This window comes from Actinomyces faecalis, assembly GCF_013184985.2.
Taxonomy (GTDB): domain Bacteria; phylum Actinomycetota; class Actinomycetes; order Actinomycetales; family Actinomycetaceae; genus Actinomyces; species Actinomyces faecalis.
Genome location: NZ_CP063418.1, coordinates 1,644,008 through 1,667,218 on the forward strand (window position 1 = coordinate 1,644,008; position 23,211 = coordinate 1,667,218).

The following is a 23,211-nucleotide window of genomic DNA, read 5'->3' on the forward strand; positions in this document are numbered from 1 at the left end:
GTCAGCCCTTGACCGCGGTACCGGCCAGTGACTGGACGAAGGAACGTTGGAAGATGATGAACAGCACCAGCATCGGCACCGTGATGAGCGTGCCGTAGGCCATGATCTCGCCCCACACGGGGTTGAGCTGGAAGAAGTACTGCATTCCTACGCTGACCGGGCGCATGGCCTCCTCCTGCACCACCATGAGCGGCCAGAGGTAGGAGTTCCATGCCGGCAGCATCATGATGATGGCCACCGTAGCGAAAGTCGGTCCAGACAGCGGGACGACGATCTTGCGATAGATGGTGAACCAGCTCGCGCCGTCCATGCGCGCAGCCTCGTCGATCTCCTTGGGGATGTCCCCAAAGTGCTGTGAGAAGAGGAAGATCGCCAGCGCGTTGGCGATGTAGGGCAGGATCTGGACCTGGTAGGTGTTCAGCATCCCCTGCTTGACCAGGAACCCGTCCACGACCCACTGCAGCGACGGCAGCTTGGCGACCCAGAAGACCAGCGGCACCGCGATGGTCTCGAAAGGCACCATGAGGGTAGCCAGTACCAGCGAGAGGATGAGGCGCTTGCCCTTCCACCGCATCCTGGCGATGGCGAAGCCGATCATCGAGTTGACGACGAGACCGAGGACCACGATGCACACGGTCACGATCGCCGAGTTCAGGAGGAAGCGGCCGGCAGGCACACGCTGGAAGACGCCTTCGTAGTTGTCCAGCGACAGCTCCCCTACCGGCAGGAACGCCTTGACGCCGCCCAGGTCGGCAAAGATCTGCGAGTCGGACTTGAGCGAGGAGAAGATCATGAACAGGAGCGGGAAGACCGCGATGACGGACGCGATGACCAGACCGATGTAGGTCAGGACGCGCGAGCGCCGCTTGGTCGCCGCCCGGCCACGCCTTCCAGGCACGTGCTGAGCGGTGGGCTGCTGGGCGGAGTCCGCTTGCGAGCGAGACAGAGCAGTCTGTGTAGCCATGTCAGTCCTTCTCCCTGGTCAGCCAGCGCTGGATCAGGCTGATGGCAAGCACACAGACGAAGAAGATCAGCGAGATCGCGCTTCCGTAGCCCATGTCCTGCTCGCGGTAGCCCTTACGCACGGCGTGGTAGACGAGTGTCGAGGTGGCGTCCTGGGGTCCGCCAGAGGTCATGACGTCGACCTGGACGAACAGGCCCAGGGCCGCGATCGTGATCGTCACGAGGATGAAGACCATCGTCGAGCGCAGGCCCGGCCAGGTCACGTAGCGGAATCGCTGCCAGCCGTTGACGCCGTCAAGGTCCGCCGCCTCATACAGCGCAGGGTCGATACCCTGCAGGCCTGAGAGCCAGATGATCATGTGGAGCCCGACGGCCTGCCAGATCGACAGCACGATGATCGCCGGCATCGCCGTACCCGGGTTGTTGAGCCAGGCCACGGCAGTCCAGCCACCACCGGTCAGGGTGTTGAGCACCGAGTTGAACAGTCCGTCATCCTCGTAGAAGAAGCTCCACAGGATCGAGACCACCACCATGGAGGTCACGACCGGCATGAAGATCATGGTCCGGAAGGCCGTGACGCCCTTGACCTTCTGGTTCACCAGGATGGCCAGCGCCAGAGCGAGTCCGGACTGGCACGGGACGACGATGAGAGCGAAGAAGGCTGTGTTCGTCAGTGACCGGATGAAGGTGGGATCCGATCCCAGAGCCCGCTGAAAGTTCGCTAGTCCCACGAAGGAGGGCGGGTTGGGTGAGATGAGCCGGGCGTTGGTCAGGGACAGCGCGAAGGTCAGAAGGATCGGGATGCCCATGAAGAGCAGTAGCAGGATGAGAGCCGGTGAGCTCATCAGCCACGCCTGCAGCGCCTCTCGACGAGAGCTCGCGCTGCGCCGAGCGGCAACGGAGGTAGACACGTCATTCTCCCTTCCCGGCGGGAGGCTCTCGAGCCTCCCGCCGGATCAGTGAGTTCAGGCCGGGGCCGTCAGGAGGCCTTGTAGCCGTTGTTGGAGTTGATGTCAGCGTCGATGTCCTTGACTGCCTGGTCGAGGCTGGCCTGGACGTCAGCGCCGGAGGCGATGTCACGCAGCGCCTTGTCGAAGACCGAGGAGATCGTCTTGTAGCCCGGGGTCGCCGGTCGCAGCAGCGCGAAGGTCTTGCCGATCTCGTAGACCGGCTCCAGGGGCTTGCCCTCGCCGTAGTTGGCGGTGTCCGGGATCGCCGACCCGATCGAGGGGTAGGTGCCGATCGCGTCGGAGTACTTGACCAGGTACTTGTCCTGCATGAGGAACTCGATGTACTTGTTGGCCGCCTCCTGGTTCTTCGAGGTCGCGGACACGGCCCACTGCCAGGAGCCACCGCCGACCTTGGCACCCGCACCGAAGTCCACCGGAGGCAGGATGAGGACCTCGTCCAGGCCGTGCGTCTCCTGCGCCTGGAGCACCTTCCAGCCGCCGGTGTAGACCATCGGGACCTTGCCCTGCAGGAAGTCCTGGCCATCCGTAGCCGGGGTCTGGGAGGCCAGGCCGTCAGCGAACAGGTGACGGAACCACTCGCCGAAGGCCACTGCCTCAGGACCGTTGAGAACGCCGTCGGCGCTCGCCATGGTCTGACGATCGATCAGGTCGCCACCGAAGCTCTGCAGCATCGGAGCGTAGGCGTAGGGCCACCACTCCGCGGCGTCCCAGTTCGACAGGTCGATGGCGTGCTCGTAGTCCGGGAGGGCCTTGAGCTTGGTCAGGACCTCCTCAAGCTCGTCCTTGGTCCACGGAGAGTCAACCGTGGGGACGCGGGCCCCGATCTGCTCGATCGCGGACTTGCGGGCGAGGAAGCACAGAGAGGTGTCGTAGGGTCCGACGGAGTAGAGCGTGTCCCCGTAGTAGCCCTTGGTGGAGTCGACCATCTTGTCAGTCAGCGAGCTCGGCAGCGTCAGAGGAGCGAGGTAGCCCGACCACGCCCAGTTCGGCATGATCGGCCCGTCCAGGTCCAGGATGTCAGGCAGGTCGCCGGAGGCGGCCGCCGCCACGATCGCGTCGTTGTAGGAGGCCTGGGGGAAGGCCGTGATCGTGATCGGGGTGTCGGGGTTCTCGGCGTTGAAGTCGTTGACGATGCCCTCGATGACGGCGTACTCATCTGTTCCGCCGGCGCTGTGGGTCCACAGCGTCAGCCCGCCCTTGCCACCAGATCCTGAGCCCGAGGCGTTCTTGCCCTGCGAGGAGCAGGCCGCCAGGGTCAGGGCCGCCGCACTGGCAGCGCCCAGGCCGAGGAAGGTACGACGAGTCGTGATCATGGAACACTCCTTTGTGTCATCTGGGATGTGCTATCCGGGATGGAGTTCCCCCGGCTCCTGTGAGCCGGAAGCGTGTGTGTACGCCCGAGCCGCTCTGTCGAGGTCTCAGGGCTGGAGGGAGGGCCAGGTGGCGCCGTCGACCCTCGTTCAACGAGCTCACAGCGCATACGGGTCACCCCCGGCGGCAGGTCCTGCGCGCCTCCAGCGACCACCCCACGCGTCATCCACTCAGCCATCTCATAGTGAGGCAGCCGCATCGTGGTCAGCTGCGGATCCAGGTTGGTGGAGATGAGCACGAGGTCGTCAAAGCCGACCACCGACAGGTCCTGGGGGATCCTCAGCCCTCGACGCGCGGCCTGCCGGTACACCCCGGCAGCCATGGCGTCGTTGTAGCAGAAGACGGCCGTGGGCCGGGAAGAGAGGTCGAGCATCCGCCCAGCAGTCTCATCCGCACCGGCAGGATCGTTCTCACCAGACAGCAGCAGGCTCTCGTCCCACGGCAGACCGTGGCTGAGCAGGGCACGCCGGTACCCCTGGATACGCAAGGCCACGGCTACAGCATCAGAGCCGTGCGTGAGGTGCGCGATGCGCCGGTGCCCCAGCCCGATGAGGTGCGTCGTCGCCTCGAAGGCGGCACGTTCCTCGTCAGGAACGGCTCCTGGGACTCCCGCACGGTCGGCGAAGCCGTTGAGGACGAAGACGTCCTCCAGGCCCTCGTCGACAACTACCTCCTGGTGGTACATCGCCGCATAGATGATGGCGTCGACCTGGCGCGAGCGCAGCTCCTCCACCGCGCGACGACGCTCCGTGGCGTCTCCTCCGGTGTCAGCGAAGATGACCGACCAGCCGTGCGACCGAGCCGTCGTCAGGATGCCTTCGACCATCGAGACCGCGTAGGGCGTGGACAGCACGTCGTTGGCGACGACGCCAAGCGTCCGCGTGCGCTGGCTGCGCATCGAGGCGGCCAGGGCGTTCCGCACGTACCCGAGCTCGCGGGCGGCCCCACGCACGCGCTTCGCCGTCGTCGCCGAGACCCGGCCGTTGTCCTTGCCCGACAGCACCAAGGAGGCCGTGGCGGTCGAGACCGCGGCAGCCTGTGCCACATCCGCCAGAGTCGTCATCGCCCCTCCTCTCTTGCCGTCAGGTCACAGCAGACACCTGTGTCGCCTGCGAGACCATCATGCACCAACACTCCTCGCTCGTCAACCGTTTAACGTCGTTAATGTCAGTGCGTTAATCGCTTCACTGAAGAATGGGAGTCCTCGCAATGAAAAGTGGCCCGCGACACTCTCGTGTCACGAGCCACCGTGCGGGGCGCAGCCACCGGGTCACGACAGGCTCACCGGGCTCCTCAACCACGGTGCGTCCGCCTCCCGCAGCCCCTCCCAGCCGCGAGCGCGCAGCCGGTCAGCGGCCAGCACCGCCATGCAGGTAGCCGGGTTGTGGAGCCTTCCCCCGAGGACAGCGGCGACGACGTCGTCAAAACGGAACCACGTCGGCACGAGCTCAGCCTCCTCGGCCTCGCGGGGCACGCGCTGCTCGACAGGCAGGACGCTGAGCCCGCGGGCGAGGAAGGAGCGGCAGCCCTCAGTCGTGAAGCCGGGCGAGGCGTAGTAGTCGACGAGCGTGTGCCAGGTCCTCGCCTCGTGGTCGGTCTCCTCAGCCAGCTCCCGCGCCGCCGCGACGACCGGCGCCTCCCCGACGACGTCGAGCAGCCCGGCCGGGATCTCCCACAGACCAGCACGCACCGGGTGACGGTACTGACGCACCATGAGGACCTCGGGCGCGCCGTCGTCCTGGGAGGAGTCCTCCCCCTCACGCCAGGCCAGGACGCTGACGGCGTCGTGGTGGGTCACGGTCTGACGGCGTACCGCCTCAGTACCCGGCGCCAGGACGATGCGCTCGTCCTCCACCGTGAGGATCGGGCCGGCCCACACCTGCTCGCTGCTGCTGACCTGCCGTGAGTCGCGCACGTCGTGGAGCCGCTCGCTCCCTGGTTCCTGGCTCACTGTGCCTCCTGCGTCGTCGTCACGCTGCCAGGACCCACGGTACCGGTCGGCGCCTCGGAGTGGTCGTCCTCAGCGACGGGTACCTCCTGGCTGCGCGAGGCGAGGCGGTCGCGCTGGCGCTCCAGACCGGCCCGCACCAGCCCTGTGAACAGCGGGTGGGCACGGGTAGGCCGCGACCTGAACTCGGGGTGGGCCTGGGTCGCGACGTAGTACGGGTGCTGAGAGCGGTCGAGCTCGATGAACTCCGTGAGCTGACCGTCCGGCGAGGTACCGGACACGTGCAGGCCGGCTGCCTCCAGGCGCTCGCGGTAGGCGTTGTTGACCTCGAAGCGGTGGCGGTGGCGCTCGCTGACCTCGCAGACGCCGTAGGCCTCGGCTACGACCGACTCCTCGGCCAGCACCGCCGGGTAGGCGCCCAGTCTCATCGTCCCGCCCAGGTCTCCCCCGCCGATGACGAACTCGCGCTGGGCGTCCATCGTGGTGACCACGGGGTCCGGGGTCTCGGGGTCCATCTCGGTGGACGAGGCGCCTTGAAGCCCCAGCAGGTTACGGGCGGCCTCGATCACCATGCACTGCAGGCCCAGGCACAGGCCGAGCGTGGGTACCCGGTGCTCGCGGGCCCAGCGCAGCGCCCCGAGCTTGCCCTCGATCCCCCGCACCCCGAATCCTCCGGGGACCACGACGGCGTCCACCCCGGACAGGGCACGCTGGGCCCCCTCCGGGCTCTCGCAGGTGTCTGAGGCGACCCAGCGGATCTCCACCTTCGCCTCGCAGGCGAAGCCCGCGTGACGGATGGCCTCCGAGACGGACAGGTAGGCGTCGTGCAGGTCGACGTACTTGCCCACCAGTGCCACCTCGAGCCGCCGGGAGGGGTTGTGGACGCGGTCGAGCAGACCGTTCCACTCCGTCCAGTCCACATCACGGAAGGGCAGGCCCAGGCGCTGGACGAGGAACGCGTCCAGGCCCTCGCGGTGCAGGGTAGGAGGCACGTCGTAGATGCTCGCGGCGTCCTTGCACTCGATGACCGCCTCGCGGTCGACGTCGCACATGAGCGCCACCTTGCCCCTGACCCCGTCCGGCAGAGGACGGTCGGTGCGCAGCACCAGGGCGTCAGGCTGGATGCCGATCGAGCGCAGCGCCGCCACGGAGTGCTGGGTCGGCTTGGTCTTGAGCTCACCGGCCGCCGGCAGGAAGGGGACGAGGGAGACGTGGACGAAAGCCACGTGGGCCCGTCCCAGGTCAGCACGTACCTGCCTGGCCGCCTCCAGGAAGGGCTGGGACTCGATGTCACCGACGGTGCCACCGATCTCGGTGATGATGACGTCGGGCACCTCCCCGTCCGGCCCGGGCTCGGCCTGGGAGCGCATGACGCGCTTGATCTCGTCAGTGACGTGCGGGATGACCTGGACGGTGTCTCCCAGGTACTCGCCCCTGCGCTCCCTGGCGATGACGCGGGAGTAGACCTGACCGGTGGTGGCGTTGGCCTTGCCGGAGAGGTTGACGTCGAGGAAGCGCTCGTAGTGGCCGATGTCCAGGTCAGTCTCCGACCCGTCCTCGGTGACGAAGACCTCGCCGTGCTGGAAGGGGTTCATCGTGCCAGGGTCGACGTTGATGTAGGGGTCGAGCTTCTGCATCGCCACACTGATACCGCGTGAGCGCAGCAGCCTTCCCAGGCTCGAGGCCGTCAGCCCCTTGCCGAGGGAGGAGACGACACCACCGGTGACGAAGATGTGGGCAGGGACTTCACTCTTTTGACCGCTAGAGCGGCTGGACGTGCTCATCACGGGACTCCAGCGTATCCAGCAGGACGAAACCTCCGGGACACGGTGGGCTAGAGGCGACTCACACCCCGTCTCCCAGCACTGCCGCAAGCTGGGCGGCGAGCTCGGCCTCGCCAGGCAGCCGCTCAGCGGCCTGGCGGGCGCTCGCACGCGCGGCCTCACGGCGCGCCGGGTCCGCCAGCAGCCCTGCGACCGCGCTCGCTATCTGCTCAGGCTGCGGCGGCACGAGCCGGGCTCCACCGCGTGCGGTCACCCGGGTCCCTCCCACGTCGGTAGCGACGATCGCCGCCCCGGCGGCAAGCGCCTCCTGGACGGTGATGGGCTGTCCCTCCCACAACGAGGTCTGGACGACGACGTCAGCCGCCCTCATCAGCTCACTGACCTGCGTCCGCCGTCCCAGCAGACGCACCGGCAGCCGATCACGCTTGATCCTCGCCGCGAGCTCGTCGGCCAGGGGGCCGTCACCGGCCACCGCCCAGGTCACGTCGCTGCCCGGCACCGGGCTGCTGGACGCCTGGGCGAGGGCACCTGGCAGCAGACCCGCCGCCTCCAGCAGCAGGTCCAGTCCCTTCTGCGGCGCCAGGCGCGCCACCGTCAGCACGCGGTAGCCGGCGCTGGACCAGACCTCCTCCACGTCCGCAGCACTCAGTCCCGTGGCCTGGCCGCCGGGCTGAGGAGCCGTCACGGCAGGCACGACGGCGAGCTCGGCCTGCACCGCTCCCATGCTCAGGGCCTGCTCCACCAGGTCAGGGCTGACGCCCAGGACGTAGTCGGCACGGGAGGCGACCAGCCGAGCCAGAGCCTGTCCCGTCGCCCTGGTCAGGCGTCCTCCTACCGGCAGGTTGTGCTCGGTGACGACCAGGCGGGTACGCCGGGCACGGCGTCGTCCCAGAGCCAGTGCCGCCAGGGCCCCGGCGCGCAGGCCGTGAGCGTGGACGACGTCAGCGCTCCTGCCCAGGCGGCGTAGCCGCGCCAGGACCTGAAGGTCTCCCGGGCCAGGCCTCGGGCCTATCTCCAGCGCCTCACCACGAGCCGGCCCGAGCCGCGCACCGGCCAGCACCGAGGCCGGAGCCTCGACGATGACGTCATGGCCAGCGCTGGCCAGGACCCGGGCGCAGTGAGCCACGTGGACACGCACCCCTCCTGCGGCTGAGCCGCACACCTCCAGCACACGCATACGGTCCGGACTGCTCTCGCTCCTGGTCATCGGTCCTCCTGGGCACCGTCGCCGTCCAGGTCCATCGTGCCAGCCTGTCCAGCGTCCGCGTCAGTCTCAGCGGACCGACGGCGCAGCACACCGACGAGCCTGCGGTCAGCGGCCAGCGCGAGCCCCAGGCTCGCTGCCGCCACCGTCAGTGCCGCCACCAGGCACACCGCCAGGTAGACCGCCGTCGGCACCTGGCCGACCAGCGTCGTCGTCACCCGCAGGGCGGCCAGCCCGCCCAGTGCGGCCGCTGCACCGGCGACCACGAGCGCACGCAGCACGGGCCACAGGACCGCGGCTCCCAGCAGGCGGGCCAGGGCGACCAGCAGACCGAGCCCGGCCAGGCTCATCCCGGCCGTCAGCCCGACGGACAGCGCCACCAGCGTGGCGCGCGAGTCACCTCCCTGCGGCGCCATCACGTGCACGGCAAGGACCGAGACGACGATGACACCGACCCAGCCGAGGCAGGTCGCAGCCGCTCCCGAGCCCGCGCGGTCGGCCGCGAACAGGACGCGAGTGACCTGGAAGATGAGCGCGTAGCCGACCAGCCCCGGTGCGGCCACCGCCAGGGCCTGTCCCATGCCGTCAACGTCAGTGAGCAGGGAGAAGAAGACCTGTGCGCCGTGGCTCACGGCCACGAGCGCCCCTGCCCCAGCCGCTGCGACGGCGGCGACCAGCGCCGTCGAGCGCGCTGCCAGCTCGGTCACCGCGGCGCCGTCGGGTGAGCCCTGCCCCAGCGCCGCTGCCAGCCGCGGGTAGAGGACGGTGGACACGGGAACGGCGAGCACGGCGTAGGGCAGGACGTAGACCGCCTGGGTGTACTGGTAGACGGCGACGGTCCCGGCCTGTCCGCCGCTACGCGCCAGTGCCAGGACCACCAGCACGCTGGCCTGCTGCGCCAGGAGGGTCCACAGCCCGGCGCCGCCCAGACGACCGAGCCGTCGCAGCTCGCCGGCGCGCAGCCGCAGGCTGGGACGGATCCGTAGCCCCAGGCGTGCCACCGGCCAGACCAGCGGTAGGCTCAGCGCCGCCACACCGGCTGTCGTGCCCCACCCCAGCACCTCCAGGGCCTGGTGGGAAGGCGCCTGCGGACTGGCCGCGCTCATACGCCCGTAGACGGCATAGGTCGCCATGACCACCAGGCTGGAGGCCACAGGCGTGAGCGCGGGCCAGGTGAAGCGGCCGTGGGCCTGCAGGACGCCGGTGAGCACGACGCCGACACCGTACAGGGGCACCTGGAGAGCGAACATCCGCAGGAAGTCGGCGACGAGCTGGTGCTGGTAGCCCGGGTCCGCCCCCTGGGACAGGGGGAAGAGCGCAGCGATCGGGTCAGCGAGCACAGCCAGGAGCACGGCGAGGGGAACCAGCAGCACCAGGACGGTTCCCAGCAGGCCTGAGGCCGTGCGCTCGGCGTCCTGGCTGCGTCCCGTCCGCACCGCCGTGGCCAGCATCGGCACGATCGTGGCGGCCAGCGCTCCCCCGACCACGACCTCGTACAGGACATTGGGGACCTGGTTGGCTGTCGAGTAGGCCCCGGCTACCGCCCCGGCTCCCACCGTGGAGGCCTGGACGACCCAGCGCACGAACCCCAGAGCACGTGAGACGAGAGTCAGGCCTGCCACGGAGCCGGCGGCGCCGAGCAGTCCCGCACGCGCGCCAGGTGAGCGCCGCACCTCAGGCCTCCCGACGTCCCAGGACGTCCAGCGCGGAGAGAACAGGCGTCCGGGCGATGACGCGGGAGAAGGAGACCTTCTCGCTGGCCAGTACGAGTGCGGTTCCGGTGAGGGCGCCGGCGGCCCGCAGCCACCGGCTGGGGTGGGCAGCCAGGGTCGCGCCGACCAGCGCGCCCACGGCGTTGGCGCCGGTGTCACCGAGCATGGTGCGCTCCGCCAGGTCGTCGGCGGCACCCGCGGCCACGCAGGCCAGGGCTCCACGAGCCAGGGCAGCAGGCACCGGCCCTGAGGACGCCGGAGTCAGGGCGACCGGCGTGGCCAGGAGCCCTGCGACCTTGAGCGCGCGACCAGGCCGCAGGTCGAGAAGGTTGTGGACGTTGGCCCACGAGGCGATGGCGACGGCGCGCACCACCGCGTCCCCCACCGCCCGGAGCCTGTGACCGTGGCTCGCCGCGCTCGCAGCCATGACCCCGCCGGCGAGCGCGGCGCCGGAACCGATCACCGCGATCTTGAGCGCGCCCGTCGTGACCCGTCCCTCGGCGAGCGCCCCGAGGTGACCCGCAAGGCCCTTGGCCGGCGTCTGACCGTCATGGGCTCCCTGGTCCAGGTCGTCAGCCAGGCCAGCCGCGCCTGCTGCTGCCGTAGCCAGGCCAGCCGCGCCAGCGGCTCGCCGCCCTGGCAGGTCGCCGGGCGCAACCACGGCGCTCGTCAGGCCGACGGCGGTGGCACCGGCCGCCACCGCCACACCTCCTCGCAGGCTCACGGTGCGGCTGTGGAAGTTCGTCCGCTCCAGTGGCGCGTCCAGGCGCGGCTGGGCAGCCACGAGCCGGTTGACGGCTGCGACGACGCCAGCCCCCGCGATGGCGGGGGCCAGGCGCAGGACGCGCGACGAGGTCGTCACTGGTCCGTGTTCCCCGCGTCCGTCGGCGCAGGCTCAGCAGAGGCGGCTGCTTGCGCAAGCGCGGGCATCACTGCCTCGGCACCCTCGTCAAACCCGTAGGCAGCCGAGCTGCCCGCCTGGGCGTGCGCCAGCGCGAGAGGCACCGACACCGCGGCCGCGACCTGGCCGACCGAGTCGACGGTCGTCACCTTGGTCTGGGAGGAGCGCAGCTGGGTGACGAGGTCGGTCTTGACGTCCGCAGCACCGATGACGACACAGGGGGTGACGGAGGCGAGCCCGCCCAGGGCCTCGTTCCAGGCCACCAGGCTCATGCCCTCGGTCGGCGCCGGGGTCGGGGCCTCCCCCGTGGTCATGGTGGTACGCGGCCCGACGACGACGACGCTGTCAGCCGGCTCGCTCGGCTCCGCGTCCACGGTCATCAGCGGGCTGTCGGAGGCCTTGAGCAGGTCGGTCAGCGCCGCGGCGCTCGCCTCCTTGGAGGAGGTCAGCGCGGTCGCCAGGCCGGCGCCGAGCACGGTGTTGCCGGTGCCCGTCACGCCTTCCATGTAGCCGGCGAACTGGCCGGAGTAGGTCGAGCGGAAGGTCTCACGGGAGGTGTCGACCCAGGCGGTGGTCAGGCTCACACGAGCCACGACTGTGGCACCGGCAGCCTCAAGCTGGGCGGTGACCGTCTCAAGGTCAGAGCTGTCAGCCTCGGGCAGGGCGACCAGGGCGACCTTGCGGTCCGTCAGGGAGCTGGGGAGGTAGGCAGCAGCCACGGCGGTGATGTACTCGTCGCGTTCGTTGACTGCCGTCTCAGTCTGCTCCAGCTTGCCCTGGGTGGCGTTGCGGTCCTCACGCAGCGAGGTGACCTGGTCGTTGAGCGTGTTGCCCAGCGAGTTCTGCAGCGGTCCCGCGCCCAGGACGACGCCGACCGCCAGGGCGAGGAAGACGGAGATCAGGGAGACCAGGTGGTAACGGAAGTCGATCATGAGGTGTGCCGGTCCTGTTCCAAGTCGTCAGACGGTCGGGGCGGCCGGTGCCAGCCCCACCAACGAGCGTATGAAGTTCACGAGGTCGTCCCACACCGCGCCGGACAGACCGAGGAAGGTCTGCCCGGCCGGCGTGGCCGCCAGCGCCACGCCCAGGGCGATGAGCCCAGCCAGTGCCAGCAGGACGAGCTGCCAGGTCGAGATACGGGTGCGGTACAGACGCGAGACGCCCTTGGCGTCGATAAGGCGGCTACCGACCTTGAGCCGGGTCAGGAAGGTCGAGGACATCCCGGCACGGCCCTTGTCCAGGAACTCCAGCAGAGTGGCGTGCGTCCCCACGGCCACGATGAGCTCGGCTCCCGCAGCGTCAGCGAGCAGCATCGCGATGTCCTCGCTGGTGCCGGTCGCGGCGAAGACGAGGTGCTCCACACCTAGGTCCTCGACCCGTGACCGGCCCGGTGCCCGGCCGTCGCGGTAGGCGTGGACGATGATCTCCGCACCGCACTGCAGCGCCTTGTCAGAGACGGAGTCCATGTCGCCGACGATCATGTCCGGCTTGAAGCCGGCCTTGAGGACGGCGTCAGCGCCGCCGTCCACACCGATGATGACCGGCTTGTACTCGCGGATGTAGGGCTTGAGCGCCTGGAGGTCCTCCTTGTAGGAGTAGCCGCGTACCACGACCAGGACGTGGCGGCCGCTCATCTGGGTGCGGACGTCAGGCATGCCGACGCCGTTGAGCAGCAGGTCCCGCTCTCCACGCATGTACTCCATGGTGTTAGCGGCGAAGGCCTCCAGCTGGACGGCAAGGCCCTCCTTGGCAGCCTCCATCGCCTGGGCGACGGACTGCTCGGTCTGGACCTGCCCGTGAGCCAGCGGCTGCTGGGTCCCTTCCACGGCGATGCTGCCGTGCTCAGGCGAGCCCTCTGCCAGGTCCACCACGACCCGCTGCCCCTCACGCAGGCGCATGACGTCGGGGCCCAGGTCGTCGACGAGGGGGATGCCGGCCTCCAGGAGGATGCCCGGGCCCAGGTTCGGGTAGCGTCCGGACACCGAGGGCGCGGCGTTGAGGACCGCCGCAGGCTGGCACTCAACAAGTGCCTCAGCAGCCACACGGTCCAGGTCACTGTGGTCGATGACGGCGATGTCACCGGGCCGCAGGCGCTTGGTGAGCGTCTTGGTCCGGGCGTCAACGCGCACGACGCCGCTGGGACGGTCAGGCTCCGACGGTAGCTGCTTGCGGAAGGGGTTCCTCACGCCTGGGATTCTGCCACGTGGGCCTCTTCCAGCAGCTCAGCGGCGTGGCGCAACGCCGAGTCAGAGTCGTCATGGCCCGCGAGCATACGGGCCAGCTCACGCACACGCTGGCTGCCCTCGACAGCCAGGACCGTGGTCCGGGTGAGGCCCGCCACGACGCCGTTGCTGACCTCGCCCTCCCCGCCACGCCCGGGCTGAGGCTGCTCCTTGCGCACGACGAGCTGGGTGTCGGCCCACGCAGCCACCTGCGCCAGGTGCGTGACCACCACCACCTGGTGGGTCCTTGCAAGCCTGGCCAGCCGGCGGCCGATCTCGCCAGCAGCTCGTCCGCCGACGCCCGCGTCGATCTCGTCGAAGACGAGGGTCCGCCGGTCGCCGGCCTGGCTGGACTCAGCCAGGACTACCTCCAGGGCGAGCATGATGCGGCTGAGCTCACCGCCAGAGGCCCCCTTGCCCAGAGCCAGCGCCGGGGCACCGGGGTGGGAGACAAGCTGCAGCGTCACGCTCTCGGCACCGGTAGGCCCGGGCTCCTCCAGCGCCTCCAGGGCCACGACCAGACGCGATCCCCTCATCTGCAGCCCCTCCAGCTCGGCGGTCACCCGTTCCTGGAGCAGCTGCGCGAGCCGCTCGCGAGCGGCACTGAGCCCACGGGCGCAGGATCTGAGGGACTCCTGGGCACGCTCGACCTCCTCAGCCAGGCTGGCGCCGGCGTCGGTGGGGCCGTCAAGCGTCGCCAGGCGCTCAGCAGCGCGCTGGCTGAAGGCGAGCAGGGCGTCAGCGTCCTCGATCTCCTCCTCCGGGCCGCCGATCTCACGGAAGGCCCGCGCCAGCTCTCCACGACGGTCCTGGACCCAGGCCAGTCGCGCGGGGTCGGCGTCGAGCCCTGCCAGGTACTCCCCGAGCTCAGCCGCGACGTCCGCGGCCTCGATGGACAGGTGGTGGACTCGCGCGCCGAGCTCCTCCAAGGACCTGTCCATCCCGGTCGCCGGGGAGATCGCCCGGTCAGCCTCGGACAGCAGAGCCAGGACGTCCTCGCCCGTCCTCATGGCCTCGTCGTCGCCAGCCAGCGCCGTGCGGGCCACAGTCGCTGCACGCCGAAGGTCCTCGGCGTGGTCGAGACGGACGGCCTCCTCCGTCAGGGCAGCGTCCTCGCCCGGTGCCGGGTCCAGCTGCTCGATCGCCTCCAGCCACCCCCGCAGGAGCGCCACCTCCTGCGCACGAGCGGCCGCGCCCTCGCGCCACTGGCGCTGGCGAGCCACCGCCTCCTGGTACGCGCGGTAGGACCGGGCGTAGGCACGGCAACGGTCCAGATGCTCCTCGCCCCCGAGGGAGTCCAGAGCGGCGCGCTGCGCGCTGGCGCTGCGCAGCCGGAGCTGGTCCGCCTGCCCGTGGACGGAGACGAGATCGGTCCCGACCTCGGCAAGAACCGTGGAAGGGACCGTCCGGCCCCCGAGGTAGGCACGTGAGCGCCCCTGAGCAGGGACGGTCCGTGAGGCAATAAGGACGTCCTCGTCGAGCTCAGCACCCGCCTCCTGCGCACGCGCACCGGCCCGGGACGTAGGGTCGAGGACGAAGCTGCCCTCAACCACGGCACGCTGGGCGCCAGCGCGCACCACGGTGGACTCGGCACGCTGGCCTAGCAGCAGGCCGAGGGAGGTGAGCACCATGGTCTTGCCCGCGCCAGTCTCTCCGGTCAGCGCCGTGAGCCCTGGGCTCAGGGTGAGCTCGGCCTCCTCGATGACACCGAGGTCCTCGATGTGCAGGGACTCGATCACGACGCCTCCTCACGCTGCGAGGCGGCGCGTGGCGCCGGTCGCTCGGCAGCAGCGCGCCACCCGTCAACCGGCAGGTCGAACTTTCGTACCAGGCGGGACGCAAAGGGCGCCTGGTTCAGACGTGCGACGCGGACCGGTCGCTCAGCGCGGCTCGCTCGGATCCGGCTACCGGGTGGGGCGGCCAGGCTGCGGCGCCCGTCGCACCACACCTCCGCGCCTCCGAGGCCGGCGTGCTGGACGACGACCTCCAGGCACGAGCGCGGACCGAGGACGAGGGGGCGTGTGAACAGGGCGTGGGCAGCCAGCGGGACGAGCAGCAGCGCCTCGACCTCAGGCCAGATGACAGGCCCCCCTCCCGAGAAGGCGTAGGCCGTCGAGCCGGTCGGAGTCGACACCACCAGCCCGTCGCAGCCGAAGGAGGACACGGCCTGCCCGTCAACCCCGACGGCGACCTCCAGCATGCGTGCCCGGTCGCGCTTCTCCAGGGCGGCCTCGTTCAGCGCCCAGCTGCGTGTGACGGTACCGTCCGGGGCCGTGACCTCGACGTCCAGGGTCATGCGGTTGTCCACCGTGTAGCGTCCGGCGACGATGTCTCCGACGACCTGCTCCAGGTCGTCCGGGTCCGCCTCGGCGAGGAAGCCCACGTGCCCGGTGTTGACGCCTGCCAGAGGGACGTCCCGCTCGCGGGCGATCTCGCTGGCTCGCAGGATGGTGCCGTCACCTCCCAGGACCAGCACGAAGTCGACCTCGTGCGTCGAGTCCTGGTCGACCGCCTCGACACCGTGGGCTCGTAGTGCAGCCTCCGCACGCTCGACGGCCCGCGCCGTCGGAGCGGTCTTGCGGTGGGGAGGAACAGGACTGTCTCCTCGGTCGCGCTGGATGATCATGACGCGTCGCACGCTCATCGTCATCGCCCTCCCTGGGAACGCCGGCCGGCGCCGGCAGGGCCCGCCTCGACGGCACGACGCGCCTCCTCGACGAGCTCCTGCCCGGTCAGGTCGTCCTCCGCCCCGGCTCGTCCCGCATGCATGGACACAAAGTACTCGACGTTACCGGCCGGCCCGGGCAGAGGCGAGGCGGTCACGGCGTCGACGCCGAGTCCTAGTCCGTGAGCGGCCTCGACGACGGTCAGGACGGTCTCGACGTGCAGCGCCGGGTCACGTACCACTCCCCCGTGCCCGAGCCGTTCCTTACCGACCTCGAACTGCGGCTTGACCATGAGCAGCAGGTCGGCGTCCGGCGCCGCCGCGGCCACGAGGGCAGGCAGGACGAGGGTCAGGGAGATGAAGGACAGGTCACCGACGACGAGCCCCGGCGCGGGGGCCACGGCCTGGGGATCGAGTGTGCGCACGTTGGTGCGGTCCAGCACGCTCACGCGGGGGTCAGACTGCAGGGACCAGGCCAGCTGTCCGTAACCGACGTCGACCGCGACCACGTGCGCAGCCCCCCGACGCAGCAGCACGTCGGTGAAGCCGCCGGTCGAGGCGCCGGCGTCCAGGCAGCGCTGCCCCTCGACCCGTGGAGCCAGCCCACGCTCGCCCAAGGAGTCCAGGGCACCAGCAAGCTTGTGGGCACCGCGCGAGACGTAGTCCTCGCCGCTGGGTGTCACGACCTCAATGGCCTGGGCAGGGTTGACCTGGCGTGCGGGCTTGGTGACCACGACGCCGTCGAGGGTGACGTGGCCGTCCGTCACCAGCTGGGCGGCCTGGGTACGCGAACGAGCGAGCCCGCGACGTACGAGCTCAGAGTCGATACGAATCAGTCTGGCCATGTCGTCCTCCCTTGTCCGCCTCGCGTGTGCCACCTGCCTAGCCCTCGGCCTCCCGCAGCAGGGAGGTCAGCTCCTCGTGGAGGGCAGCCAGCCCTGCCGACCGCTCCGGAAGCGGCAGCGTCCCGATCTGCTCCAGACGTTCGGTACAGTCGGTCAGGTTGCGCACCTGCTCGTTGAGCATCACCTCTCGTGGCGGAGCGGGCACCGGCCGGGTCGGGCCGGGCCCAGGTCCTGCCCCCACTGTCAGCGCTCCTCAGGAGCCGTGACGCTCAGCACGGGGAGCGCAGGAGCTCCCGCCGGACCGTGGAGGTCACGCTGCTCCCAGACCGCGCAGGCCAGAGCGCGATAGGCGTCCAGGGGCAGCGACGTCGTCTCCGCCGCGCGCAGCTCCAGACCGCCCTGCGGGCCGTGCAGGAACGCCGTCCCCTGATCCACGCGAGCGGTCCAGTCGCGTACCCGCCACCAGCCGTCGTGCTGCGCCTGCGGTGCGGGGTGAGGCTCGAGCAGCCCGCGCAGGTCGGTGTGCAGGTAGGTCGGGCGCTGCTCAGCCGGTGCTAGGACGACGTCGCGCGCCGTCGAGACACCGGTGAGCACGTGCATCCCCGCGATACCAGCGGCGCGTGCTCCGACCAGGTCGGTGTCCAGCCGGTCGCCGACGGCGAGCGGGCGGGATCCTCCCGCCCTGGCCAGCGCACGCCGGTAGATGCCCGGGAAGGGCTTGCCGCCTGCCAGGTACTCCTTGCCTGAGGCGTTAGCCACTGCGACCACCAGGCTGCCGTTGCCCAGAGCGAAGCCGCGCTCGGTCGGCAGGGTGGCGTCCGTGTTGGTGGCGACGTGGATCGCGCCGTCGCGGATGGCGTAGACGCCCTCCGACATCATGGCCCAGTCGACCTCGGGCGCCCAGCCCTGGACGACCGCGACCGGATGGTCCTCAGCACTGTCCACCAGGCGGTACCCCTCATCGAGCAGTGCCTGGCGCAGGCCGTCCCCGCCGATGACGAGGACGGGGCTGCCTGGGTCGACGTGCTCGCCCAGCAGGGCCGCGGCGTCCATAGCCGCGGAGAAGACCTCGTTCGGGTAGGCCTCGATCGAGTTGACACCCAGCTTGTCGGCCACCGTGCGCGGCGCCCGAGAGGCGTTGTTGGTCACGAAGGACAGGCGCATACCGGCCGCGCGCGCGCCGTTGACCCCCTGCGCCGCGTGGTCGATACGGGCCTGGCCGGCAAAGCACACCCCGTCGAGGTCCAGCAGGGCGACGTCGTAGGCCTGCGCCAGGGCCTGCTCAGACCCCAGCAGGCCTAAGGAGGGCTGGTGTGAGCCAGCAGTCGCCGTCACGCCTGGTCCTCCTGCGTGGAGGTGCCTGGCTCCGGGGTCTCACCCAGGAGCTCGGCCATCTCCGCCTCGACACGCTCCGCGAAGGAGGACGACCAGTCAGCGTCCGACTCGTCGTCAACGACGTCCGCCTCGTCGTCTCCTCCCGAGGCCACCGTGCTCGCAGCGTCGTCGTCCTCGGCGAGGCTCGGCTCAGCCGATGAGTCCGAGGCCTCCTGCTCTGCCTGGGCAAGCTCCTCCTCCGACTCCTCCTCAATGTCATAGACCTCGACGTCGTCGGTCTCGGAACGCTCAGGGCCCTCACCGATCCGCTCTCGGACCGCCTGAGCCTCCTCCACACGCCCGAGATCCTCAAGCCGGTCCGCGCGCACCGAGTGCAGGCGCCGCAGGGTCTCCCGGTCACCGCGGAACATCATGAGGGCCTCCTCGATGACGATCAGGCCGAGCTCGGTCTGCCCCATCTCATGACGCACGCCCGAGACGACCATAGCGATCTCGGCCTCCTCGACGTCGTCGAGCTGGCGAGGATCCGCCGCCTCAGCAGCCTTGAGCGCACGCCCCAGGTGCCCCAGCGCACGCTCGCAGTCCGCCTCGATAGCGCGGTGCAGGTCAAGACCGGACAGGCGCCGTGCGGCACGGATGTCCCGCAGTGCGTCCTGGTAGTGGCCGGACAGGTACGCCGCTACCCCGGCAGCCTCGCGGACGACGGCGATACGACCGGCGTGAGAGGCCGCGTAGCGAGCGTGCTGGAACGCAAGCTCGGGGTCCGAGTCCAGCAGCCGCTGCACCATGACGAGGTGACGCGAGACGTTCTCGGCGTTGGCCCGACCCAGGCCGCGCAGCTCGCGCCGGGCCGAGGCCTCAAGGTCAGCGGCCTGCACGTCCTCAGGGACGGCCGGCTCCGGCACACGGTGGCGCTGCGGGGGACGCGAGTCACGCCGAGGGCCCCCGGAACGAGAGTCGCGACCTGCGGAGCCGCCACGGCCGCCGCGACTGGCGCCGCCCGAGCGGGAGAAGCCACCCTGGCCGTGAGAGTCCGAGCCACGACGGCCCTGACCACGGCGGTCACCATCACCGTAGGACCGCCCTCGCTCCTCACCGTCGCGAGCTGGACGACGGCGCTCGCCGTCGCCGTAGGGACATCCCTGGTCTGCGTCGCGACGCCTGTACCCTCCCTGGCCGCGGGAACCGTCCGCTCCACGGTAGGAGGAGCCAGAGCCACGGCGCGACTCACCAGCGTGCCCGCGACCGAAACCGTGCCTCTCCCCTCCTGAGCTGCGGCGGGGTCCGCGGGAACCGTGGGAAGAACGCTCAGCCATGCTGTCTCTCATTTCGTTTTCAGGATGACGGCCCGCCAAGGCCGCATATGCGCTGCTGGCATCCTATCGAACGCGTTGGGGAGGGCCTAGGTGAGAGCGCGTGAGGAGGCCAAGGTCATGTCGGTCTGGCCTGTGGTGTCCCGGCTGGTGGTGCTGGTCCTGGCCGGTCCCGTCCACGGTGGTGCCCGTGTGTGTGTTGTGGGGGTGTGGGTTGGCCCCGCGCCCCCGGGGGCCGCCCGTGTGTTGCGGGGGTGGGGGTGCGGGGCCTGTGTCCCGATCTGTGTGGTTGTGTGCTCGGCGGTGTCCTACTCTCCCACACCCTGGCGGGTGCAGTACCATCGGCGCTGGGGGTCTTAGCTTCCGGGTTCGGAATGGGACCGGGCGTGGCTCCCCCGCTATGACCACCGAGACAGTCTGCTCGGGCAGTGCCCACCACGAGGTGTGGTGTGGTGAGCCTGGTGTGGTGGTTGGGTTGGTCCTGGACCGTATAGTGGACGCGCAGCAGCCGTGGCCTGCCCCCACCCCCAGCAATGGGGGGTGGGTGTTTGGTGTTTGTGTCGGCCCATTAGTACCGGTCAGCTCCAACCCTTACAGGTCTTCCACGTCCGGCCTATCAACCCAGTAGTCTGCTGGGGGCCTGCCACCACCCGAAGGTGGTGCGGATACCTCATCTTGAAGATGGTTTCCCGCTTAGATGCTTTCAGCGGTTACCCTTCCCGAACGTAGCCAACCAGCCGTGCCCCGGGCGGGACAACTGGCACACCAGAGGTTCGTCCGTCCCGGTCCTCTCGTACTAGGGACAGGCCTTCTCAAGTATCCTGCGCGCGCAGAGGATAGGGACCGAACTGTCTCACGACGTTCTAAACCCAGCTCGCGTACCGCTTTAATGGGCGAACAGCCCAACCCTTGGGACCTGCTCCAGCCCCAGGATGCGACGAGCCGACATCGAGGTGCCAAACCATGCCGTCGATATGGACTCTTGGGCAGGATCAGCCTGTTATCCCCGGGGTACCTTTTATCCGTTGAGCGACGACCCACCCACTCGGGATCGCCGGATCACTAGTTCCTACTTTCGTACCTGCTCGACCCGTCGGTCTCGCAGTCAAGCTCCCTTGTGCACTTGCACTCAACACCTGGTTGCCGACCAGGCTGAGGGAACCTTTGAGCGCCTCCGTTACTCTTTAGGAGGCAACCGCCCCAGTTAAACTACCCACCAGGCACTGTCCCTGACCCGGATCACGGGCCGAGGTTCAGGCGCACGCCATAGCCAGAGTGGTATTTCAACGACGACTCCGCAGCCACTGGCGTGGCTGCCTCACGGTCTCCCACCTATCCTGCACAAGCCATAGCGGGCGCCAATACCAAGCTGTAGTAAAGGTCCCGGGGTCTTTCCGTCCTTCTGCGCGTAACGAGCATCTTTACTCGTAGTGCAATTTCGCCGAGCTCATGGTGGAGACAGCGGAGAAGTCGTTACGCCATTCGTGCAGGTCGGAACTTACCCGACAAGGAATTTCGCTACCTTAGGATGGTTATAGTTACCACCGCCGTTTACTGGGGCTTAAATTCACCGCTTCACCCCCAAAGGGGGCTGACGGTTCCTCTTAACCTTCCAGCACCGGGCAGGCGTCAGTCCGTATACATCGCCTTGCGGCTTCGCACGGACCTGTGTTTTTAGTAAACAGTCGCTTCTCCCTGGTCTCTGCGACCCTCACCCCCAGCCCGCAGACGGGGCCTCAGGGCTCGGGCCCCCCTTCTCCCGAAGTTACGGGGGCATTTTGCCGAGTTCCTTCACCATGATTCACTCGTGCGCCTAGGCATACTCTGCCCGACCACCTGTGTCGGTTTAGGGTACGGGCGGCTGGCACCATCGCGTCGAGGCTTTTCTCGGCACCCCAGGATCACCCTGCTATCCCCACCCGAAGGCGGGTCACCATCACGTCTCACCCTCACCATCAAAGGGAAGACAACCGGGATTTACCTGGCTGTCGGGCTGCTCGCTTGAACGGGCCAAGCCATCAGGCCCGCGGAGGCTACCACTGTGCGTCACCCCTGTTAACACGCTTGCCTACCTGCACGGAGGGTCCCCAGACCCCGCACCACCACACCAACCAGCAGCCGAAGCCACCAGGAGGCGCGATCGTGGTGCCGGGCGTGGGTCAGCACCCGCGCGTCAGCATGGGCGGTGCTTCGCCGGTACGGGAATATCAACCCGTCATCCATCGACTACGCCTGTCGGCCTCGCCTTAGGTCCCGACTCACCCAGGGCGGACTAGCCTGGCCCTGGAACCCTTGGTCATTCGGCGCTAGGGTTTCCCACCCTAGTATCGCTACTCATGCCTGCATTCTCACTCCCGCACCGTCCACCGCTGGATCACTCCACGGCTTCACCCGGTGCAGGACGCTCCCCTACCACCCACCACCCCTGACCAGGCACAACACCCGGTAGGGAACACGTGGCAGGTCCGCGGCTTCGGCGGTGTGCTTGAGCCCCCTACATTGTCGCGCACGATCACTTGACCAGTGAGCTATTACGCACTCTTTCAAGGATGGCTGCTTCTGAGCCAACCTCCTGGTTGTCTGCGCGACCGCACATCCTTTCCCACTTAGCACACGCTTAGGGGCCTTAGCCGGCGATCTGGGCTGTTTCCCTCTCGACAACGGAGCTTATCCCCCGCTGTCTCACTGCCCCGCTGCACCCGGACGGCATTCGGAGTTTGGTTGACGTCAGTAACCCTGTGGGGCCCATCAGCCACCCAGTAGCTCTACCTCCGCCGGGGACCACGAGACGCTGCACCTAAATGCATTTCGGGGAGAACCAGCTATCACGGAGTTTGATTGGCCTTTCACCCCTACCCACAGCTCATCCCCCCAGTTTTCAACCTAGGTGGGTTCGGTCCTCCACACGCTCTTACACGTGCTTCAACCTGGCCATGGGTAGATCACCCCGCTTCGGGTCTAGACCGTGCCACTACAGACGCCCTTTCAGACTCGCTCTCGCTACGGCTACCCCCCAAGGGTTAACCTCGCGACACGGCGCTAACTCGCAGGCTCATTCTTCAATAGGCACGCCATCACCCCCAAGGAGAGGCTCTGACGGCTTGCAAGCGCCCGGTTTCAGGTACTGTTTCACTCCCCTCCCGGGTACTTTTCACCATTCCCTCACGGTACTCATCCGCTATCGGTCATCAGGAGGTATTCAGGCAGCCAAGTGGTCTTGGCAGATTCACACAGGATTCCACGAGCCCCGTGCTACTAGGGAACACGCCCACGCAGCCAGCACGGTTTCGCCTACGGGCTGTCACCCGCTCCGGCCCCCCTTCCCAGGAGGTTCAGCTACCACACCAGTTTCTTACTGCGCCCACCCCCGGCAGAAGGTGGAAGAGCACGCCCCACAACACCGCCCACGCAACCCCTGCCGGGTATCACACGCACACGGTTTCACCATCCTCCGCTTTCGCTCGCCACTACTCACGGAATATCTTCTCCTACGGTACTGAGATGTTTCACTTCCCCGCGTCACCCCCCGCACCCTATGAATTCAGGCACGAGTGACACGACATAGCTCGTGCCGGGTCCCCCCATTCGGACACCCTCGGATCACAGCCCGTCAGCCGGCTCCCCGAGGCTTATCGCAGGCCACCACGTCCTTCATCGGCCCCTGATGCCAAGGCATCCACCGAACGCTCAAAAAAAACAAACAAAACAACACACACGCAACACGCGTGCGTGCGCAAAGATCAAAGATGCTCGCGTCCACTATACAGTTCACAACCAACCCACCCACACCACAGGCCCCAGCCACGCACCACGCGCAACCGGACCCGCAGCCAGGCCCCCTAGGGCGCACTGCCCCAGACCCCGACAGCGTGCCACCCCCGGACCAGCCCCCAACAGGGCCGGCCAGGACGCCCAGGCACCCCCCAAGAGGAAGGCACCCCGACGGTCCCCTACACCACAGCGCTCCGAGACAGGCA

The 23,211-nt window shown here is 68.7% G+C and carries 17 protein-coding genes and 2 rRNA genes; all 19 read right to left on the reverse strand.

The genetic code is table 11. From position 1 onward, the window contains the following. Position 1: 1 nt before the first annotated feature. The 19 genes from HRL51_RS07075 to HRL51_RS07165 all read right to left on the reverse strand — a co-directional run bounded on the left by HRL51_RS07075 (position 2) and on the right by HRL51_RS07165 (position 22,937). Positions 2-964, reverse strand: coding sequence for a carbohydrate ABC transporter permease (locus HRL51_RS07075; RefSeq protein ID WP_172193403.1), 963 nt, complete (start codon positions 962-964; stop codon positions 2-4). Position 965: 1 nt separating this feature from the next. Next, positions 966-1,874: a carbohydrate ABC transporter permease gene (locus tag HRL51_RS07080; protein ID WP_172121261.1), complete on the reverse strand. Its 909-nt coding sequence runs from the start codon at positions 1,872-1,874 to the stop codon at positions 966-968. Between the two features lie 68 nt (positions 1,875-1,942). Beyond that, a complete protein-coding gene (locus HRL51_RS07085; RefSeq protein WP_172121260.1) occupies positions 1,943-3,247 on the reverse strand; it encodes a sugar ABC transporter substrate-binding protein in 1,305 nt (434 codons plus the stop codon). After that, the gene (locus HRL51_RS07090) at positions 3,244-4,368 is read right to left on the reverse strand and encodes a LacI family DNA-binding transcriptional regulator (protein WP_172121259.1); all 1,125 of its coding nucleotides are present in this window, start codon (positions 4,366-4,368) and stop codon (positions 3,244-3,246) included. The genes HRL51_RS07085 and HRL51_RS07090 overlap by 4 nt, the downstream gene beginning before the upstream one ends. A gap of 207 nt (positions 4,369-4,575) precedes the next feature. Next, positions 4,576-5,256 (reverse strand): NUDIX domain-containing protein, encoded by a 681-nt coding sequence (locus tag HRL51_RS07095; protein ID WP_172193401.1) that lies wholly within the window; start codon positions 5,254-5,256, stop codon positions 4,576-4,578. Next, positions 5,253-7,037, reverse strand: coding sequence for a CTP synthase (locus HRL51_RS07100; RefSeq protein ID WP_172193400.1), 1,785 nt, complete (start codon positions 7,035-7,037; stop codon positions 5,253-5,255). Before HRL51_RS07100 ends, HRL51_RS07095 begins: the two co-directional genes overlap by 4 nt. Before the next feature lie 61 nt (positions 7,038-7,098). After that, a complete protein-coding gene (locus HRL51_RS07105) occupies positions 7,099-8,244 on the reverse strand; it encodes a glycosyltransferase family 4 protein (protein WP_218957617.1) in 1,146 nt (381 codons plus the stop codon). Further along, positions 8,241-9,914 (reverse strand): murein biosynthesis integral membrane protein MurJ, encoded by a 1,674-nt coding sequence (gene murJ / locus HRL51_RS07110; RefSeq protein WP_172193398.1) that lies wholly within the window; start codon positions 9,912-9,914, stop codon positions 8,241-8,243. The genes HRL51_RS07105 and murJ overlap by 4 nt, the downstream gene beginning before the upstream one ends. Before the next feature lies 1 nt (position 9,915). Then, positions 9,916-10,815 (reverse strand): hypothetical protein, encoded by a 900-nt coding sequence (locus tag HRL51_RS07115; RefSeq protein ID WP_218957618.1) that lies wholly within the window; start codon positions 10,813-10,815, stop codon positions 9,916-9,918. Then, complete coding sequence (locus tag HRL51_RS07120) at positions 10,812-11,786, reverse strand: copper transporter (RefSeq protein WP_172121255.1); 975 nt, start codon at positions 11,784-11,786, stop codon at positions 10,812-10,814. The genes HRL51_RS07115 and HRL51_RS07120 overlap by 4 nt, the downstream gene beginning before the upstream one ends. Positions 11,787-11,813: 27 nt before the next feature. Further along, the gene (gene steA, locus HRL51_RS07125; protein ID WP_172121254.1) at positions 11,814-13,040 is read right to left on the reverse strand and encodes a putative cytokinetic ring protein SteA; all 1,227 of its coding nucleotides are present in this window, start codon (positions 13,038-13,040) and stop codon (positions 11,814-11,816) included. After that, positions 13,037-14,815, reverse strand: a complete 1,779-nt coding sequence (gene recN / locus HRL51_RS07130) for a DNA repair protein RecN (RefSeq protein ID WP_172121253.1) — start codon at positions 14,813-14,815, stop codon at positions 13,037-13,039. Before recN ends, steA begins: the two co-directional genes overlap by 4 nt. Next, positions 14,812-15,702, reverse strand: a complete 891-nt coding sequence (locus HRL51_RS07135; RefSeq protein WP_172193447.1) for an NAD kinase — start codon at positions 15,700-15,702, stop codon at positions 14,812-14,814. The genes recN and HRL51_RS07135 overlap by 4 nt, the downstream gene beginning before the upstream one ends. 20 nt (positions 15,703-15,722) lie before the next feature. Beyond that, entirely contained in the window at positions 15,723-16,586 is an 864-nt protein-coding gene (locus HRL51_RS07140) for a TlyA family RNA methyltransferase (protein WP_172193396.1), read from the reverse strand. Between the two features lie 37 nt (positions 16,587-16,623). After that, positions 16,624-16,827: a hypothetical protein gene (locus tag HRL51_RS07145; RefSeq protein ID WP_218957619.1), complete on the reverse strand. Its 204-nt coding sequence runs from the start codon at positions 16,825-16,827 to the stop codon at positions 16,624-16,626. Between the two features lie 2 nt (positions 16,828-16,829). After that, complete coding sequence (locus tag HRL51_RS07150) at positions 16,830-17,921, reverse strand: HAD-IIA family hydrolase (RefSeq protein WP_172193393.1); 1,092 nt, start codon at positions 17,919-17,921, stop codon at positions 16,830-16,832. Next, the gene (locus tag HRL51_RS11940; RefSeq protein ID WP_342355643.1) at positions 17,918-19,237 is read right to left on the reverse strand and encodes a tetratricopeptide repeat protein; all 1,320 of its coding nucleotides are present in this window, start codon (positions 19,235-19,237) and stop codon (positions 17,918-17,920) included. Before HRL51_RS11940 ends, HRL51_RS07150 begins: the two co-directional genes overlap by 4 nt. A 292-nt stretch (positions 19,238-19,529) precedes the next feature. Continuing rightward, positions 19,530-19,646 (reverse strand): 5S ribosomal RNA (gene rrf / locus HRL51_RS07160). A gap of 138 nt (positions 19,647-19,784) precedes the next feature. Then, positions 19,785-22,937: ribosomal RNA gene (locus tag HRL51_RS07165) — 23S ribosomal RNA — on the reverse strand. Positions 22,938-23,211 lie beyond the last annotated feature (274 nt).